The following is a 16692-nucleotide window of genomic DNA, read 5'->3' on the forward strand; positions in this document are numbered from 1 at the left end:
TGAAAACTGAAAACTGAAAACCGATCCCGATTGACACCGGGAGTCATATCAGCTTCGCCCCTGTGCGGGGCGGCACCTACTTTCTTTGCCGCCGCAAAGAAAGTAGGCAAAGAAAGCGGGCTTGCAACCGCCAGCCCTTAGTGAGCCATCTCGGTCTTCGGCCGGAAACGGCCCAAGACGAGACCTGCCCTCGCACCACACGCGCTAGTGACAAAGCACTCATCCGTTCCGGCGTCGCGCTGCGCGCCCCGCCGTCGGGCACAACCCCTCCTCTGCAAATTCAACTGGATTCCTAATTTTCTTTGGTTTTTAGAAGCTGACGTGGCTGCTGCTCCCCATGTAAATTTCCGGGTGGGCTATTTTCGCTCATGGCGTCTGGAAGTGCTGGCCTCCCCCCGCAAGCCCGCATTCCGAAACAAATGCCACCACGTTAGCGGGCCTTGATGTCCCAGAGCGTTGCTTTCCCTGGCAGACCCATCCGCGACGCACGGAGTGCGGAGTGGGCTGGATGATTGCCTTGTCACGAACTTGGGTGGTGCGAGAGACGATCTCGTCTCGGACCACTCCGAGTTCACACAAGTGATGGACACCTAAGCGCTAGCGGTGTGAGCCCGCTTTCTTTGCCTACTTTCTTTGCGGCGGCGCGGCGGCAAAGAAAGTAGGTGCCGCCCCGCACAGGGGCGAAGCTAATAGACCGATAAGAATGCAAGGAGAGGCCAACGCCGTAGGCAAACAACCGAAGACCACCTGACTAGACCAACAAGAAATCAAGTAAAGCCCAACGCCGTGGGCAAGCCACCAACAGCCGTCGGCCAGACAAAAAAACCTCAAACCATTCCCTTAGGCCCTGGCCCGTCCCCTAGGCCGCCGGCTGCGCGCTTCCCACCAAACCCTCATCCGATCCATATAAAGATAAACAACCGGCGTGGTATAGAGCGTAAGCATTTGACTAACAATAAGCCCACCGACAATAGCAATGCCGAGAGGCGCCCTCAACTCAGCCCCATCCCCATTCCCAAACGCCAACGGCAGCGCCCCAAGCAGAGCAGCACAGGTGGTCATCATGATCGGCCGAAACCTTAACAAACAAGCCTGATGAATCGCATCATAAGACGACAACCCCTGCCGCGAAGCCTCAATAGCAAAATCAATCATCATGATCGCGTTCTTCTTGACGATGCCAATCAAAAGAATCACCGCAATCAACGCAATGATGCTGAACTCAGTCTGAAACAGCAGCAACGCCAGCAAAGCCCCCACCCCCGCCGAAGGCAGCGTCGACAAAATCGTCAACGGATGGATATAGCTCTCATACAGTATCCCCAGCACGATATACACCGCCGCCAGTGCCGCCAGAATCAATAGAGGCATATCTGACAGCGACTGCTGGAACGCCTGCGCCGTCCCCTGGAAGCTGCCGTGAATCGTCCCCGGCATGCCAATCTCCGCCATCGTGTCGTAGATCGCCTTGGTGGCATCCGACAACGACTTGCCCGGCGGCAGATTGAACGAGATCGTCGACGCCACGAACTGGCTCTGGTGATTCACCGACAACGGCGTACTGCCCGGACCGAAGCTCGCAATCGCCGACAAGGGAATCATCGTCTCCTTCGATGTCGACACCGCCGCCCCCGACGATGCGCTCGATTTGCCGCTCGCCGCAAGCGAATTGATCGCCAGGTTGCGCGCCGAATCCGACGCGATCGCCGCCGCGCTCGATGTCGTCGTGCCGGCCGTGCCGCCGCTCGAGGCGCTCGTGCTGTTGCTATTGGCCACCGGCGCCGTCACCGTGCCGGCCGTCGCATTCGTGGTCTGCGCGCCGCTCGCGCTGCCCCCCGACGTGCTGACGTATATCTGCTTCAGCATGTCCGGGCTTTGCCAGTATTTCGGCGCAACTTCCATCACCACGTGGTACTGGTTGAGCGGGTTGTAAATCGTCGACACCTGGCGCTGGCCGAACGCGTCGTACAGCGTGTTGTCGATCTGCGCCGGTTCGATGTTCAGGCGCGCCGCGCTCGCGCGGTCAATCGTCACCATCGATTCGAGGCCACCTTGCTGCTGGTCGGAATTCACGTCGGCCAGTTCGGGCCGCGCCTGCAAGGCCTCCGTGAGTTTCGGGCCCCACGTGTACAGGTCGGCTGTCGAATCGGCCAGCAGCGTGAACTGATACTGCGCGTTCGATTGCCGGCCGCCGACACGGATGTCCTGCACGGCTTGCAGGAAGGTGCGCACGCCCGCGACGTCGGAGAGCGGTCCGCGCAATTGCTGGATCACCTGATCCGCCGATACATGTCGCCCCGGCTTCGGCTTTAACTGCACGAACATGAAGCCCGAGTTGGTCTGCCGTCCACCCGTGAAACCGACCACACCGTCCACCGCTGGGTTCTCGCCGACAATCTTCATCATCTCGGCAAACTTGCCTTTCATCGCCTGGAAGGAGGTGGACTGGTCGGCCTGGATGCCGCCGACCATGCGCCCGGTGTCCTGTTGCGGAAAGAAGCCCTTCGGGATAATCACGTACAGCCAGACATTCAGTCCGATGGTGGCGATCAGCACCAGCATGATCAGTCGCGGATGCCGCAGCGACCAGCCGAGCGTGCGTTCGTAGCCGCGCTGCATCGACTGGAAGCCCCGTTCGAGCCAGCGCGCGATGCGGCCTTCTTCTTTGCGCTCGTGCGGCTCATTGAGCAAACGCGAGCACATCATCGGCGTGAGCGTCAGCGACACCAGCAGCGACACGGCAATTGCAAGCGACAGCGTCAGCGCGAATTCGCGGAACAGGCGCCCGACAATGCCACCCATCAGCAGAATAGGCAGGAACACGGCGACCAGCGAGATGCTGATCGACACCACCGTGAAGCCAACTTCGCGTGCGCCGAGGAAGGCGGCCTTCATGCGCGGCACGCCGTCTTCGATATGCCGCGAAATGTTTTCCAGCACCACAATCGCATCGTCGACCACGAAGCCGGTGGCAATCGTCAACGCCATCAGCGACAGGTTGTCGATCGAAAAACCCATCAGATACATCGCGCCGAACGTGCCGATGATCGAGATCGGCACCGCGACGCTCGGAATCAGCGTCGCGCGCCAGTTGCGCAGGAACAGGAACACCACCATCACGACCAGCGCCACGGCAATGATCAAGGTGTGCTCGGTGTCTTTCAGTGAGGCGCGGATGGTGGTGGAGCGGTCGACCGTCGGGATCACGTCCACGTCCGCCGGCAGCGACGCCTTCAGTTGCGGCAGCATCCCCTTGACGCGGTCGACCGTGTCGATGATGTTCGCGCCCGGTTGACGGTACAGGATCACCAGCACCGAGCGCTTGCCGTTATAGAGACCGAGGTTGCGCAGGTCTTCAACCGAGTCGACCACCTCTGACACATCCGACAGGTGCACGGCCGAGCCATTGCGGTAGGCGATGATCAGGTCCTTGTACTGCGAGGCCTTGCTCGCCTGATCGTTGGTGTAGAGCTGCACATGGTTCGGTCCGAATTCGATCGAGCCTTTCGGGCTGTTCGCGTTCGCCGCGGCGAGCGCCGCGCGGACGTCTTCGAGTCCGATGCCGTAGTGGAACAGCATCTGCGGTTCCAGTTCCACGCGCACCGCAGGGTTGGCCGAACCGCTGACGTCGACCTCACCGATGCCGTCCACCTGCGAGAGCGATTGCTGCAACACGGTGGCGGCGGAGTCGTACAACTGCCCGGCCGTCAGCGTATTGGATGTCAAGGCGAGAATCAGGATCGGCGCGTCGGCCGGGTTGACCTTGTGATACGTCGGGTTGCTGCGCAGACTCGCCGGCAGGTCGGCACGGGCCGCGTTGATGGCGGCCTGCACGTCGCGCGCGGCACCGTCGATATCGCGGTTCAGGCCGAACTGCAACGTGATGCGTGTCGAGCCTACCGAGCTCTGCGAGGTCATCTCGCTGACGTCGGCGATCGAGCCCAGATGCCGTTCGAGCGGGCTCGCCACGCTGGTTGCCACCGTCTCCGGGCTCGCGCCCGGCAGCGTGGCCTGCACCGAGATGGTCGGGAAGTCGACCTGCGGCAGCGGCGCGACCGGCAGCTTCGTGAAGGCGAACACGCCGGACAGCGCAATGCCGACGGCCAGCAGGGTCGTGGCGACGGGCCGGGCAATAAACGGACGCGACAGATTCATCGGTCAGTTCCCCGCGTCGGTGGCGGGCGGCGGGGCGTTGTGGCCCCCCTCATCATGATGAAACCGAGCCCTCACGCGCCGCGCCAGCGAGTCGAACGCGAGGTAGATCACCGGCGTGGTGAACAGCGTCAGCAACTGGCTCACGACGAGGCCACCCGCAATTGCAATGCCGAGCGGCCGGCGCAGTTCCGAACCGGCGCCAGTGCCGAGCATCAGCGGCAGGGCGCCGAGCAGGGCCGCCATGGTGGTCATCAGGATTGGCCGGAAGCGCAGCAGACACGCCTGATAAATCGCCTCGCGCGGCGGCTTGCCCTGTTCGCGTTCGGCTTCGAGCGCGAAGTCGATCATCATAATGGCGTTCTTCTTCACGATACCGATCAGGAGCACGATGCCGATGATGCCGATGATATCGAGGTCATGCCCGGTGATCAGCAGCGCGAGCAATGCGCCGACGCCGGCCGAGGGCAGCGTCGAGAGAATCGTGATCGGGTGGATAAAGCTCTCATACAGTACGCCGAGCACGATATACATCGTGACGATCGCGGCGAGGATCAGGAACAGTTCGTTCGCCAGCGACGCCTGGAAGGCGAGCGCGGCGCCCTGGAAGCGCGTCTGGAACGAGGCCGGCAGGCCGATGTCCTTTTCTGCCTGATTGATCGCCTTGACTGCCGCGCCGAGCGACGAACCGGGTGCCAGGTTGAACGACACCGTAGTGGCCGGGAACTGGCTCAGGTGCGTCACCAGCAACGGCGCAGGCTGCTCGACGAACTTCGCAATCGACGACAGCGGCACCTGGCCGCCCGTCGACGTGGAGGAGGGCAGGTAGATCCCATTCAACGACTCGGTGTAGTGCTGGACTTGCGGCTGCGCTTCGAGAATCACGCGGTACTGATTCGACTGCGTGAAGATGGTCGAGACGATGCGCTGGCCGAAGGCGTCATATAGCGCGTTGTCGACGGTAGCCGGCGTGATGCCGTAGCGCGACGCGCTGGCGCGGTCGATTTCCACATAGACCGACTGGCCATTCTCCTGCAGGTCGGTGGCCACGTCGGCCAGTTCCGGCGCCTGCTTGAGCCGCTCGACCAGCTTCGGCACCCAGGTCGCGAACTCGGTGATGTTCGGATCGGTCAGCATGAACTGATACTGCGTCGGGCTGACCGTCGCGTCGATCGTCAGATCCTGCACCGGTTGCATATACAGCGACGCGCCCGGAATGTGCGCCACGTCCTTTTGCAACTGGCGGATCACGTCGCTTGCGGTATTGCTGCGGTCGTCGCGCGGCTTCAGGTTGATCAGCATCCGGCCGCTGTTCAGCGTGATGTTGTTGCCGTCCACGCCGATGAACGACGTCAGGCTTTCCACATCCGGATTCTTCAGGATCTGCGCGGCCAGTTCCTGTTGGCGCTCGGCCATCGATTCGTACGAAACCGACTGCGGCGCCTGCGTGATCGCCTGGATCACGCCGGTATCCTGCACTGGGAAGAAGCCCTTCGGAATGAACACGTACAGCACGCCGGTCAGTACCAGTGTGAGCACGGCGACAAACAGCGTCGAGCGTTGGCGGTCCAGCACCCATGTCAGCGCGACGGCGTAGCGGGCGATGATGTAATCGATGAACGCGTGCGCTTTCGTTTCGAAGCGGTGCGCTTCCTTCGGCGGCGTGTGGCGCAGCAGTTTCGCGCACATCATCGGCACGAGCGTGAGCGACACGACTGCCGAAATCACGATGGTGACGGCCAGCGTGATCGCGAATTCGTGGAACAGGCGTCCTACCACGTCGCCCATGAACAGCAGCGGAATCAGCACCGCGATCAACGATACCGTCAACGAGATGATCGTAAAGCCGATCTGTTTCGAGCCCTTGAGCGCCGCTTCGAGCGCCGTCTCGCCCTCTTCGACATAGCGCGCGATGTTCTCGATCATCACGATGGCATCGTCGACCACGAAGCCGGTGGCGATGGTGAGCGCCATCAGCGAAAGATTATCGAGCGAGAAGCCGCACAGATACATGACGGCCAACGTGCCGATCAGCGAGAGCGGCACCGACAGGCTTGGGATGATGGTGGCGTAGACGTTGGCTAGGAACAGGTACATCACCAGCACCACCAGCACCACCGACATCAGCAGTTCGAACTGCACGTCGCGCACGGAGGCGCGGATCGTGGTGGTCCGGTCGGTGACGATCTGGACGTTCAGCGCGGCGGGCAGCGAGGCCTGCAGTTGCGGCAGCAGCGCCTTGATGCTGTCGACCACCTGGATCACGTTCGCGCCCGGCTGGCGCTGCACGTTCAGGATGATGGCCGGTGTCGAATCGACCCACGCGCCGAGCTTGGTGTTCTCCGCGCCCTGCACGATCGTGGCGACGTCTGTCAGCATCACTGGCCGGCCGCTTTTATAGGCGATAACCGCGCTCTTATAGGCGTTGGCATCGGTCAACTGATCGTTCGCGTTGATCGTGTAGGCGCGTGTCGGCCCGTCGAAATTGCCCTTCGGCGTATTGACGTTGAGGTTCGAAATGGTGGTGCGCAGGTCGTCCAGATTCAGACCATACGCTGCCAGCGCGCGCGGATTGGCCTGAATCCGCACGGCAGGGCGCTGACCACCCGACAGGCTCACCAGACCCACACCGGCCACCTGCGAAATCTTCTGCGCGAGACGCGTATCGGCCAGATCCTGCACCTGCGTCAACGGCATGGTCTGCGAGGTGAGGGCGAGCGTGATGATCGGCGCGTCGGCCGGGTTGACCTTGGCGTAGATCGGCGGCGCCGGCAGGTCCGACGGCAGCAGGTTGCCCGCGGCGTTGATGGCGGCCTGGACTTCCTGCTCGGCAATGTCGAGAGGCAGGTCGAGGCTGAACTGCAGCGTGATGATCGACGAGCCCGCCGAGCTTTGCGACGACATCTGGTTCAACGACGGCATTTGCCCGAACTGACGCTCGAGCGGCGCGGTGACGGACGAGGTCATCACGTCCGGGCTCGCGCCCGGATAGAAGGTCTGGACCTGGATGGTCGGGTAGTCGACTTCCGGCAACGCCGAGAGCGGCAGGAAGCGTAGCGCGACGAGCCCGACCAGCATGATCGCCGCCATTAGAAGGGCGGTGCCGACCGGGCGCAGAATAAAGGCGCGGGATGGATTCATGCGGGTTCAGTCAGCCTTTATTCCGAAGCTTGCGCCGCGTGTTTGTGATGATGTCCATGCGCGCCCGACGCGCCCCACGCACCCGATGTGCCGTGCGCGCCGGAAGCACCGCGTACCCCCGATGCGCCGCGCGGACGGTCAGCCGGAATGGTGATCTTCGCGCCTTCCTTCAGGCGGTCGGAGCCGTCGATCACGACCCGCTCGCCCGGCTGCAGTCCCGAGGCGATGCTGGTGCGTTCGCCGTCCACGGGGCCGATCTTGACCGGCCGCACGGTGACCGTGCGGTCGTCCTTGACGACATATACGAACTGGCCCATCGAGCCGTTCAGCACAGCGGACGTCGGTACGATCACGGCGTCGTGAATCGTGTCCACGAGCAGCCGCGCATTGACGAACTGATTGGGGAACAGCAGGTTGTCTTCGTTATTGAACATGGCGCGCAGCTTGAGCGTGCCGGTGGTGGTATCGATCTGGTTGTCCAGCGTCTCGAGCGTGCCGCCTGCGAGCGAGGTGGTGTTGCTGCGGTCGTAGGCCGTCACCGACAGCTTCGCGCCCGTTTGCACCTGCTTCATGATCTGCGGCAGGCTGTCTTCGGAGACGGTGAAGATCACGCTGATCGGCTGCAATTGCGTGATCACGACAATCCCGTTGGTCAGGCTGGGCGTGACGTAGTTGCCAGGATCGACCTGGCGCAGGCCCACGCGGCCCGACACGGGCGCCGTGATGCGCGCGTAGATCAGATCGAGTTTGTAGGTGTCGATGTTGGCCTGATCCGACTTCACGGTGCCAATGTATTGCTGGACCAGCGACGCCTGCGTGTCGACCTGCTGGCTCGCGATCGAATCCTGCGCGAGCAGCGTCTGATAGCGCTTCAGGTCGAGACGTGCGGTTTGCAGCAGCGCCTGGTCGCGCGCCAGCGCGCCCTCGGCGTTTTCAAGCGAGATCTGATACGGGCGCGGGTCGATCTGCGCGAGCAGGTCGCCCTTCTTCACCATCTGGCCCTCCTGGAACGCCACCGTCTGCAGCGTGCCGCTCAACTGCGTCTGCACGGTGACGGTGGCGAGCGGCGTGACCGTACCGAGCGCGGTCAGCACGACCGGCATATCACCTTGCGTTGCGGTGGCGACGTGCACCGGCTGAGGCTGGTTGCCGAACGCGGAGGGACCGCCGCGGCCGTGCCGGCCGCCGCCCTCGCTCTGTGCGCTCGAGCCGCCTGACGGGCCGCCCCACGGATGCCAGCGCCACACCACGATGCCCGCCACGACGAGCGCGGCGACGAGCAGTCCGATGGTACGTCCCCGATGCCGTTTGCCACCGCTCCTCATCTGGCTGGTCCCGGCAGCGGACGGCCGGTGCGCCGGGGCTTGTGTGCGTGAAGTTTCCGAATGCTGTTGTTGTTCGTCCATCGGTTCGATCAGGTGGCTGGCTTGAAGTTACGCAGACGTGCGGGATGCAACGCAGATGTTCAGGGCGTGGCGACGCGAGACACGGGAAAAAGTCTTAATGCAAAGCGGTTGCGTGACAGTCATGCGGACTGTGACGCTCGCCGTATCCGATCTACCTGGCATTGTCTTGCGATGCAGGTCGGATATAGCAAGCTAGACGAAAGCATGATCCTACGTCCCTGGCTTCGTTACCGTCCAGTGGCGTATTTTTCGGTTGGTTACGCGCGTTACACCACCGCGTGGACCGTTGCATGCGGCGCATCGCCGCAACGATCCATCTGTTCGCGTTGAATGCGTGATCGAGCCGGTCAGGTGTCCAGCCGCCGGCCCGGCGTGCCGCCGATTTCGAGGGCGATCCTGGAGATGCATTCGAGCAGCAGGGGCGCCGCGCGCGTCATCAGCCAGTCGCGCGGACACTGGTGCGCCGAGCCACCGCAATTGACCGCGTAGCGCTCGCCGGAGGGTCCGATAAAACCAGCCGCGATCGCATTCAGCCCGTCGTGCCATTCGCCGGTTGCGATCGCGAAACCATGGGCGGCGGTTTCCCGCAGCGCCTGCTCGAGGCGGTCGCCGACAAGCCCCCACTCGTCGCCTTCGGCAGCCTGTAACCCAAGCAGAAGTTTCTGGCGCTCAGGTTCTGCCAATACAGCCAGATAGGCACGGCCCACGGCGGTGCGGCTCAGATTCATCCGCGAACCCACATCGAGCCGCGACACGAGGACGGCGGAGCGCGGCTTGATCGCGTCGATGACTACCATGTCAAGCCGATCGCGCACGGCCAGATGCACAGACAGCGACGTGTGTTCGGCAAGTTCGATCAGGAAAGGCCGTGAGCGGGCGCGAATATCGAAGTTGCGCAGAAAGCCGTTACTCAACTCCAGAACCGACGAGGTGAGCACGAAACGTTCGCTATCCGGCAGGCGAAACAGGAATCCGGCGCTGACGAGCGTGGCGGTGATCCGCGAAACGGTCGGCTTGGGAATGCCGGTGAGCTCAGTTAGTTCGCGATTGCTGAGTGGCGAGTCCGCTGCCGCGATACAGCGCAGCACGGTCAGACCGCGCGCGAGTGCCGTGACTTCGTCTCCCGAGCCATCTTTTTCCTTAACGGGGTCGGTACCGCGAGGGAGCATGGTTTCGTGCGTCATCTCATTATTGTGAAACTTCGTTTCAATTTCCATATTTGTACTGTTGCGCCGAACCGAAGACGGCAGGGCCGAACTTGCACCATAATGACGCACGCCGACCCTATTTCATAAGACAATTCATTGTAATAGAAGGACATGGCCAGGAAACCCGGCCTCATTAGATTTTGCTTGACTTAGTCAGCATAACCGTAAAAAATGGAATCACATTTCGAAAGGAAGGCTTGCGTATGAATGGCGCGCGTAGCCTTAGCCTCGCCCGACATGCTGCACAGCCCGGGCCAGCAAGGCGCCACCGGCAATTAACGCACGGCGCCATCAGGCGACACTTTCGAATCCCCTCTCTCAGGTTCTAGCACGGCCCTCGGAATGGCTAGAACTTTTTAAGGCGTCACGGTCACGTGGCGCCTTTTTTTTCGTCCACGAACTAGATAATGGCGTAGGGGAATAGGGGAGGCGCGGCGGGGTTTCTACTGCAGTATCTCTTTATTTAATGCGTAATGAATCGAATCGAATCGCGTTGCACGATCTCGAGCAAAAAAAAACCGCTCCGACAAGACAAGTGTGAGAAGGGGAATCGGAGCGGCCCTGACAAAACGAAAGGTTTTTACACCTGCGTGCTAGAACTTATACGTCGCTCCCACCTGCACGAAGCGTCCGATGTACGAGTACAGCGACTGGTCATAACCGGTCTGATCGAGTTCGCTGTCGGCAAAGAGCGGATCGAACGGAGGCGTGCGGTTGAAGATGTTGTCGATGCCGCCGTAGATCGTCCAGTGCTTGAAGCCTGTGTACGTCATCATGAGGTTGAACTCGCTATACGACCCGACTTTGTCCGACGGCGTGGAATTCAGAGCTTGATCAGCGGAAGCCAGTGCCTGCGCGTACGGGCCGACGAATTGCCAGCTCAGCGCGGCATTGAACTGGTGATAAGCCCAGTTCAGCGTGGTATTGCCTTTCCAGCGCGGGAAGCTGCCGCCGAACGGCTGTGAGAGCGTGAAATTATTGCCCGCGGCGTTGATCTTGCCGTTCGGCGTATCGAGGTTGTAGTCATTGACGTAAGCCCAGTCCGCAGACAACGTGAATGTGCCGAGCTTCGTTGGCAACGACTGGCGGAAGGTGGCTTCGAAACCGTTCGTATCCAGCGAACCGAGGTTCTCGTACGGGAAATCCTCGAAGAGGATCTGGCCGTTAGCCGGGTTCGTGACCACCTGGCTTGGATTCAGCGCCTCGCCGATGACGTTGTCGATATGGATTTTGTACCAGTCGAGGCCGACATCGGTTGTACGGGTTGGCGACAACTGGAAACCGATATCGTAGTTCTTGGTCCGTTCGGGCTGCAGGTTCGGATTGCCCTGCGTGATCGTCGTGACCGTGCCGTTCGGCAGATCCTGAATCCCCAACGTTTGCGAAGTGCTGTCCTCCACGAAGGTCGGCGCACGGAAGCCGCGCGTGTACGACGTGAACATCGTCAGCGCCTGCACCGGCTGATAGCGCAGCGCGAAGCGCGGCGAGAACGCGCCGCCGAAATCGCTGTAGTGATCGTAGCGTCCCGACTGGCTGAACGTGAGGTTGCGAATGATCGGCACGTCGACCTGATAGTAGACGGCGGCCACATTGCGCTGGCCGTTGACGGCCTCCAGATTCGGGTTGACCACCTGGCCGGTCAGGAACTCGCTGCCCTGGTTGAGGAACTCGCTCTCATGCAGGAACTGTGCGCCAAAGCCGAGGCCCACATCACCCGTGGGCAGATGGAACAGGTTCGGCGTCGAGAGTGTTGCATCGACGGTATCGAGCTTCGAGATGCCCTCGTTGGTCGCGTTCTGGTACAGCCCGTTCAATCCGTTCGGCGTCGAGGCAGGGTTGGCGAAGTTGAAGACCCCGTTCTGGAAGATGTTGTTCAGTGCGTTGACGTTCAACTGGTTCGAGTACGTGTTGTCGACCGTGCTTTGCGAATGACTGACCGACGTCGCCCAGTCCCAGTCGCCGTAGGGCAGCGTGAACGATCCTTTGACGCCGGTGGACGCGCGCCAGTAGTTGGCGTCGGTCCTTTCGGCCACGGTGTTGGGGAATGCATAGGTTAGCGGTGTCGCGGCGCCCGTCGTGTTGAACTGGTTGCTCACCGGGACGACGTTATTGAACGGAGTGAATATCCCTCCCGGGCCTAATACCAGCGTCGGCGTTTGCGGGCTGCCCACGATGTTGCCATCGAGGCCAAGGTTGTACGTGGTCTCGTTGTGGCTTTCCCACAGGTCGGCGAAAGCGGTGGTCGTATCGTCGATCTTGAAGTCCGCATGGACCTTCGCGCTCAGGCGTTGTGTTTGCGGCTCGATCGAAGTGCTATTTGCGGTGTTGAACGCGCACACCGTGCCGGGGCCTCCCGAGAAGGCGCCGAGAAAATTGCTTGCCGCGGGGTGCACCGAGCCGCCGAACGGACAATTGCTCAATGCCTGCGGACCATTAGGCGTATTCCAGAACGACGGTGCGAGCAGCGACAGACCGCCCGGCATGCCGGTGAAATCCTGCGCTGAGGTTGAATCGCGATCGGCGAGCGTGGAGCCGGCGTCCTGATAGACGCTGGCCGCCGCCGTGATGTTGAAGCGGTCGGAGTTCAGATCGCCGAAACCGCCGAGCACGCTGAACTTGGTTGTGCCGTTACCCGCACCGTTGCTGACCGAACTGCCGTAACTGCCGTCGAGCTGCAGGCCCTGATAATCGTGCTTCGTGATGATATTGACCACGCCCGCAACAGCGTCGGAGCCGTATTGCGACACAGCACCGGTCTTCACAATCTCGACCCGGTCGATGACGTTGAGCGGCAGCGTGTTCAGGTCGAAGAAGTTGTCCACGCTATTCGAGAAGAACGCGAACGGCGCGACGCGCTGTCCGTCGATCAGCACCAGCGTATATTTCTCGCTCAGACCTCGCAGCGCGAGACCCGCAGCGCCCGGCGCAAAGTTGCCGGTTTGTCCTTCGCTCCAGCTATTCGCCGAATTGGCGGTGGTAGAGCGCAGGTAGTCGGCGACGCTGTTCGCGCCGCTGTCCTGGATGTCCTTCTGGCTGACGGTCTGCACCTGGTTGTAGCCGACCTTGTCCGAGCTGCGGATTAGCGAGCCAGTCACCTGGAACGTCTGCAGTTGCTTGACCGTGGTCGCTGTGGCGGTTTTGCCAGTTGTGGCCGCTTTGCCCGTTGTGCCTGCTGTGCCACTTTGGGCCGCGCCTGTAGCCGGGGCGGGAGACTCCGCGCCACCCGTGGCTTCGGCAGGGGGCGTCGTCCCCGTTGTAGCCGGCTGGCTTTGTGCGAGCGCCGGTACGGCGAGCGCGGCTGACAATGCAAGTTCGGCCCAGATTATTCTCTTGATCGCAACCGCCAAAACTCTTTGCTTCATCTTTCCCCCATACTTATTAGTAAGGCCACACCTGTTGTGCGTAGAGCAGTCTTATGAACCGCTCCAGCTCGATTTACGACAACCCGCGTTAAGACCAGGCAATCCACCTTTCCCGATTGCGTTGCGCGGCGGTTCTTATCCCGTTGGGCACTATCTGTATTGCGCCTCGTTCCATTCACGACGTCGAACTCATCCGTGCTCCTCATGACCTCATAATTCTTAGGTATCCTTAACAAAATAATTACGTTTACTTTTCGATTTGCATGTCGTTGCTTATTGCGCCACGTCGTCGCCTTTACTTGCTGACAAGATCTTGCAAGACGCTTGCCATCCGAGTCTTAAGAAACGATGACCGCACAATGCCGTATTCAAAAAAATTTGACAGGATTAAATTTTTTTAGACGAATGGAATAACCCGACACCATGATTCGTTACTCAATCATGTCGAATTGCGGGTGCAACAAGTCGTTAGCACAACGGGTAAAGCGCGAAGGAAATTATTACTATTTCCGCGGCTTGGAGCGGGACGGGAAGGTTGCGCGACTTGCGGTGAAGTTGGAGCCGGTCGACTCTCAAAAGGGTGCGGGCGCGGTTAAGTGCCCAGCCGCCAGGAAGCCCAGATCCTAACGAAACGTAAGAAATAGCTTCCTATGGATTAGCGCGACACGAGCGATACGGTTGCAATTCCAAGCACCGTCATGATCAGCGAAGTCGATACGTGGATGGCAATTTCACCTGCGGCCCAGCCGAGACGGCCTTCCTGCAAGCGCTGCACGACTTCGGCAGAGAAGGTGGAAAACGTGGACAGGCCACCCATCAGACCGGTAATGACGAACAGTCGCCATTCAGGCGCGAGCTCCGGCAAGCGGGCAAAAAACGCCACGGCGACCCCGATCACGTAACCAGCGATTATGTTGGCGGCAAGGGTGCCAAGCGGCAGGGCGGGGAACACCCCGTTCAGACGGATACCGAGAAACCAGCGGAACAGTGAACCCAATGCACCGCCAATACCCACTGCAAGAATAGATAAATACATGGAAGGACGCCTGGCCAGGTCGCAAGGTCGACAAACCGGGGTGAGCGCAGATACGTTGTGTCCGCAATCATCCGGGCATGCAGGCATCATCAGCCCTACACGGGCGGTTAAAGGAGAATGCCATCTCCAACGGGCGATTTTATCATCGACGCAGCATGCGGGGACAGGTGGGGTGGCGCCGAGGGTGCGGGGCCGGCCAATGCGGCACGCATGGGGCGTGTCGACGCACCGGGCGCGGAGTGAGCGATACCATGCCGCCGGGCAGCTCGCCACGCTGACAGCCTTTGTCATCGAGGGCAAACGCCGACATAATGTACTGTCCCCTGCGCGGCCTGCCGGGCTCCTGAACTCCTTCGCGTACGCATGAGACTGACAACCAAAGGGCTGTTGCTGATCGCGATTCCTGCCGTGTTTGAGCTCGCTCTCCTTTCGGGGCTGGTCAAGGCACAGGTGGATGCCGCGCAGGCTGAGCGCTGGGCGACCCACAGCGAGGATGTGCTGCGCCAGACCACGGCGATTCTGGAGCCGGTGCTGCTCGACTCGGTGCGTCTGCGCGGCGCAGTGCTCAGCAACGACGCCGACGTCACGACGCCCGTGGCGCTGTGGATGGACATCGACCGGCGCATCGACCAGTTGGCCGATCTGGTGGCCGACAACCCTGTGCAGGTGGAACGCGCGGTGCAGATCCGCCAATCCGTGCAGGCGTACCGGCAATGGTCGGACCGCGTGCAGGACCTGTTGCATTCCGGGCGCCGGCGCGACGTCATCGAACGGTTCAGCGAGCTGGCGAGTACCGACGTGCTCGACCGTTTCCGTGCCCAGATCGCGGCATTCCAGAACGAGGAGCGACTCCTCGACACGCAACGTTCCACCGAGGCCGAGGCTGCGCGCGAGCGGCAGCAGATTCTGGTGGTGGCCGCCGTGCTGGGTTCGCTACTGTTTGTCGCGCTGGCCGTGTGGCTTTTTACGCGCGGCGTGCGTGGGCGGCTGGCGCTGCTCTCCGACAACGCCGTACGGCTCGCCAGCAATGAACCGCTCGCGCCGATCGACCGCGGCTCCGATGAAATCGCCCGGCTCGATCAGACGCTGCACGAGACGAGCCGCCGCCTGCTCGAGGCGGAGCGCATCCAGGCTCGTTTCCAGTCCGATCTCGCGCGCCGCGCGAATGAATTGGCGGCCATCAACGAGACGCTGCGTCAGCAGACCCAGGAAAACGAGATGTTCATCTACAGCGTGTCGCACGATCTGCGCGCGCCGCTCGTCAACCTGCAGGGATTCTCGAAGGAACTGATTCATGCTTGCGACGACCTGCGCGCAGCGGTCCGGCAGTCGTCGCTCACGGCGGCACGGCGGCAACATATCGAGCAACTGGTCGACGAGGATATCGGCGAGGCGTTGCATTATCTGCAAACCGCGGTGCTGCGCGCGTCGCACATCATCGACGCGCTGTTGCGGCTCTCGCGCGTCGGCCGCGTCGAGTACCGCCGCCAGCAGGTGCATGTGCGCGACATCGTCCAGCGTGTGATCGATGCGATGCAGGTGTCGATCCGGGCGCGCCGGGCACGCGTGGTCGTCCACGATCTGCCGTCGGTGTGGGGCGATCCGACTGCGCTCGAGCAGGTGTTCGCGAATCTGGTGGGCAATGCGATCAACTATCTCGATGCGTCGCGCGACGGGCGTGTCGAAATCGGTACGACGCCGGCGCCGCCCGGCGTTCAATCGTTACGCATCTTCTATGTGAAAGACAACGGGCTCGGCGTTCCGGCTATCGCCATTCCGCGTCTCTTCAGCGCGTTTCAGCGCTTACACGGCAACGTCGCAACGGGCGAGGGGATCGGGTTGGCGCTGGTGCGCCGCGTGGTGGAGCGGCATGGTGGCCGCGTCTGGGCGGAGTCGACCGAAGGGGTCGGCACGACGTTCTATTTCTCGCTGCCGGAAGCGGAGCTTCGTGCGTCGCACGAAGAGCCCGAGATGCTGGCGCTGGGTGCGCCAGGCCTTAGTACGCGGTGAAGAGCCGGCGCGGCTTCAGCAGTTTGCTGGCGCGAATCGACCAGTAGCAGCCGAATGCGACCAGGATGGCCGCACCCACAATAACCGTGTGCGGCGCGGGCCGCATACCAAGCAGGCCGTCCAGCGCGAACAGGCCGCGTACCAGAATCAGCAATGCAGCCCACAGTGAGAAGGCAGCCTGCACGAGCAGGCGGGTGCCGGTGAAGCGGCGCGCGCGGTTTTCAAGTGACCAGCGGGCCGGTGCGCGGCTGCAAAAGAAAGCGATCGCCATGAGTGTGATCGCGAGAATGACGATCCAGTCTGTCAGTTCCATCGAAAGGTGCTCCAAAGTCAACCGTCGACTATAGGAAAGCCGTTCTCTAAGAACTATCGGACTA

8 protein-coding genes and 1 riboswitch are annotated in these 16692 nt (G+C 61.5%); of the genes, 1 reads left to right on the forward strand and 7 read right to left on the reverse strand.

Annotated features, from left to right (window positions below):
• Nucleotides 1-840: 840 nt before the first annotated feature.
• From P3T40_RS27655 to crcB, 6 genes are all read right to left on the reverse strand, one after another.
• On the reverse strand, nucleotides 841-4155 hold the full coding sequence (locus P3T40_RS27655; RefSeq protein ID WP_429270896.1) for an efflux RND transporter permease subunit: 3315 nt from the start codon (nucleotides 4153-4155) through the stop codon (nucleotides 841-843).
• Between the two features lie 3 nt (nucleotides 4156-4158).
• On the reverse strand, nucleotides 4159-7293 hold the full coding sequence (locus tag P3T40_RS27660; protein ID WP_429270897.1) for an MdtB/MuxB family multidrug efflux RND transporter permease subunit: 3135 nt from the start codon (nucleotides 7291-7293) through the stop codon (nucleotides 4159-4161).
• 17 nt (nucleotides 7294-7310) lie between these two features.
• Nucleotides 7311-8699 carry an MdtA/MuxA family multidrug efflux RND transporter periplasmic adaptor subunit gene (locus P3T40_RS27665; protein ID WP_429270898.1) on the reverse strand — a complete coding sequence of 463 codons (1389 nt, stop codon included), beginning with the start codon at nucleotides 8697-8699 and terminating at the stop codon, nucleotides 7311-7313.
• A 347-nt stretch (nucleotides 8700-9046) separates the two neighbouring features.
• Nucleotides 9047-9883: an IclR family transcriptional regulator gene (locus tag P3T40_RS27670; protein ID WP_429270899.1), complete on the reverse strand. Its 837-nt coding sequence runs from the start codon at nucleotides 9881-9883 to the stop codon at nucleotides 9047-9049.
• A 617-nt stretch (nucleotides 9884-10500) separates the two neighbouring features.
• A complete protein-coding gene (locus P3T40_RS27675; protein WP_429270900.1) occupies nucleotides 10501-13269 on the reverse strand; it encodes a TonB-dependent receptor in 2769 nt (922 codons plus the stop codon).
• A gap of 655 nt (nucleotides 13270-13924) precedes the next feature.
• Nucleotides 13925-14305 carry a fluoride efflux transporter CrcB gene (gene crcB / locus P3T40_RS27680; protein ID WP_429270901.1) on the reverse strand — a complete coding sequence of 127 codons (381 nt, stop codon included), beginning with the start codon at nucleotides 14303-14305 and terminating at the stop codon, nucleotides 13925-13927.
• A gap of 73 nt (nucleotides 14306-14378) precedes the next feature.
• Nucleotides 14379-14442, reverse strand: a riboswitch (Fluoride riboswitch).
• 226 nt (nucleotides 14443-14668) lie between these two features.
• Here crcB and P3T40_RS27685 point away from each other — a divergent pair.
• Nucleotides 14669-16315 (forward strand): sensor histidine kinase, encoded by a 1647-nt coding sequence (locus P3T40_RS27685; protein WP_429270902.1) that lies wholly within the window; start codon nucleotides 14669-14671, stop codon nucleotides 16313-16315.
• On the opposite strand, the gene P3T40_RS27690 is transcribed toward P3T40_RS27685, so the two are convergent.
• Nucleotides 16302-16628, reverse strand: coding sequence for a hypothetical protein (locus P3T40_RS27690; protein WP_429270903.1), 327 nt, complete (start codon nucleotides 16626-16628; stop codon nucleotides 16302-16304). The genes P3T40_RS27685 and P3T40_RS27690 overlap by 14 nt on opposite strands.
• Between the last annotated feature and the right edge of the window lie 64 nt (nucleotides 16629-16692).

Source organism: Paraburkholderia sp. EB58 (assembly GCF_050436665.1).
Classification (GTDB): domain Bacteria; phylum Pseudomonadota; class Gammaproteobacteria; order Burkholderiales; family Burkholderiaceae; genus Paraburkholderia.

Bases quoted from the DNA above. Each gene is read 5' to 3' on its own strand.
- P3T40_RS27655 (WP_429270896.1), bottom strand. From the start codon at position 4,155: ATGAATCTGTCGCGTCCGTTTATTGCCCGGCCCGTCGCCACGACCCTG.
- crcB (WP_429270901.1), bottom strand. From the start codon at position 14,305: ATGTATTTATCTATTCTTGCAGTGGGTATTGGCGGTGCATTGGGTTCA.
- P3T40_RS27690 (WP_429270903.1), bottom strand. From the start codon at position 16,628: ATGGAACTGACAGACTGGATCGTCATTCTCGCGATCACACTCATGGCG.
- P3T40_RS27660 (WP_429270897.1), bottom strand. From the start codon at position 7,293: ATGAATCCATCCCGCGCCTTTATTCTGCGCCCGGTCGGCACCGCCCTT.
- P3T40_RS27665 (WP_429270898.1), bottom strand. From the start codon at position 8,699: ATGGACGAACAACAACAGCATTCGGAAACTTCACGCACACAAGCCCCG.
- P3T40_RS27670 (WP_429270899.1), bottom strand. From the start codon at position 9,883: ATGACGCACGAAACCATGCTCCCTCGCGGTACCGACCCCGTTAAGGAA.
- P3T40_RS27685 (WP_429270902.1), top strand. From the start codon at position 14,669: ATGAGACTGACAACCAAAGGGCTGTTGCTGATCGCGATTCCTGCCGTG.
- P3T40_RS27675 (WP_429270900.1), bottom strand. From the start codon at position 13,269: ATGAAGCAAAGAGTTTTGGCGGTTGCGATCAAGAGAATAATCTGGGCC.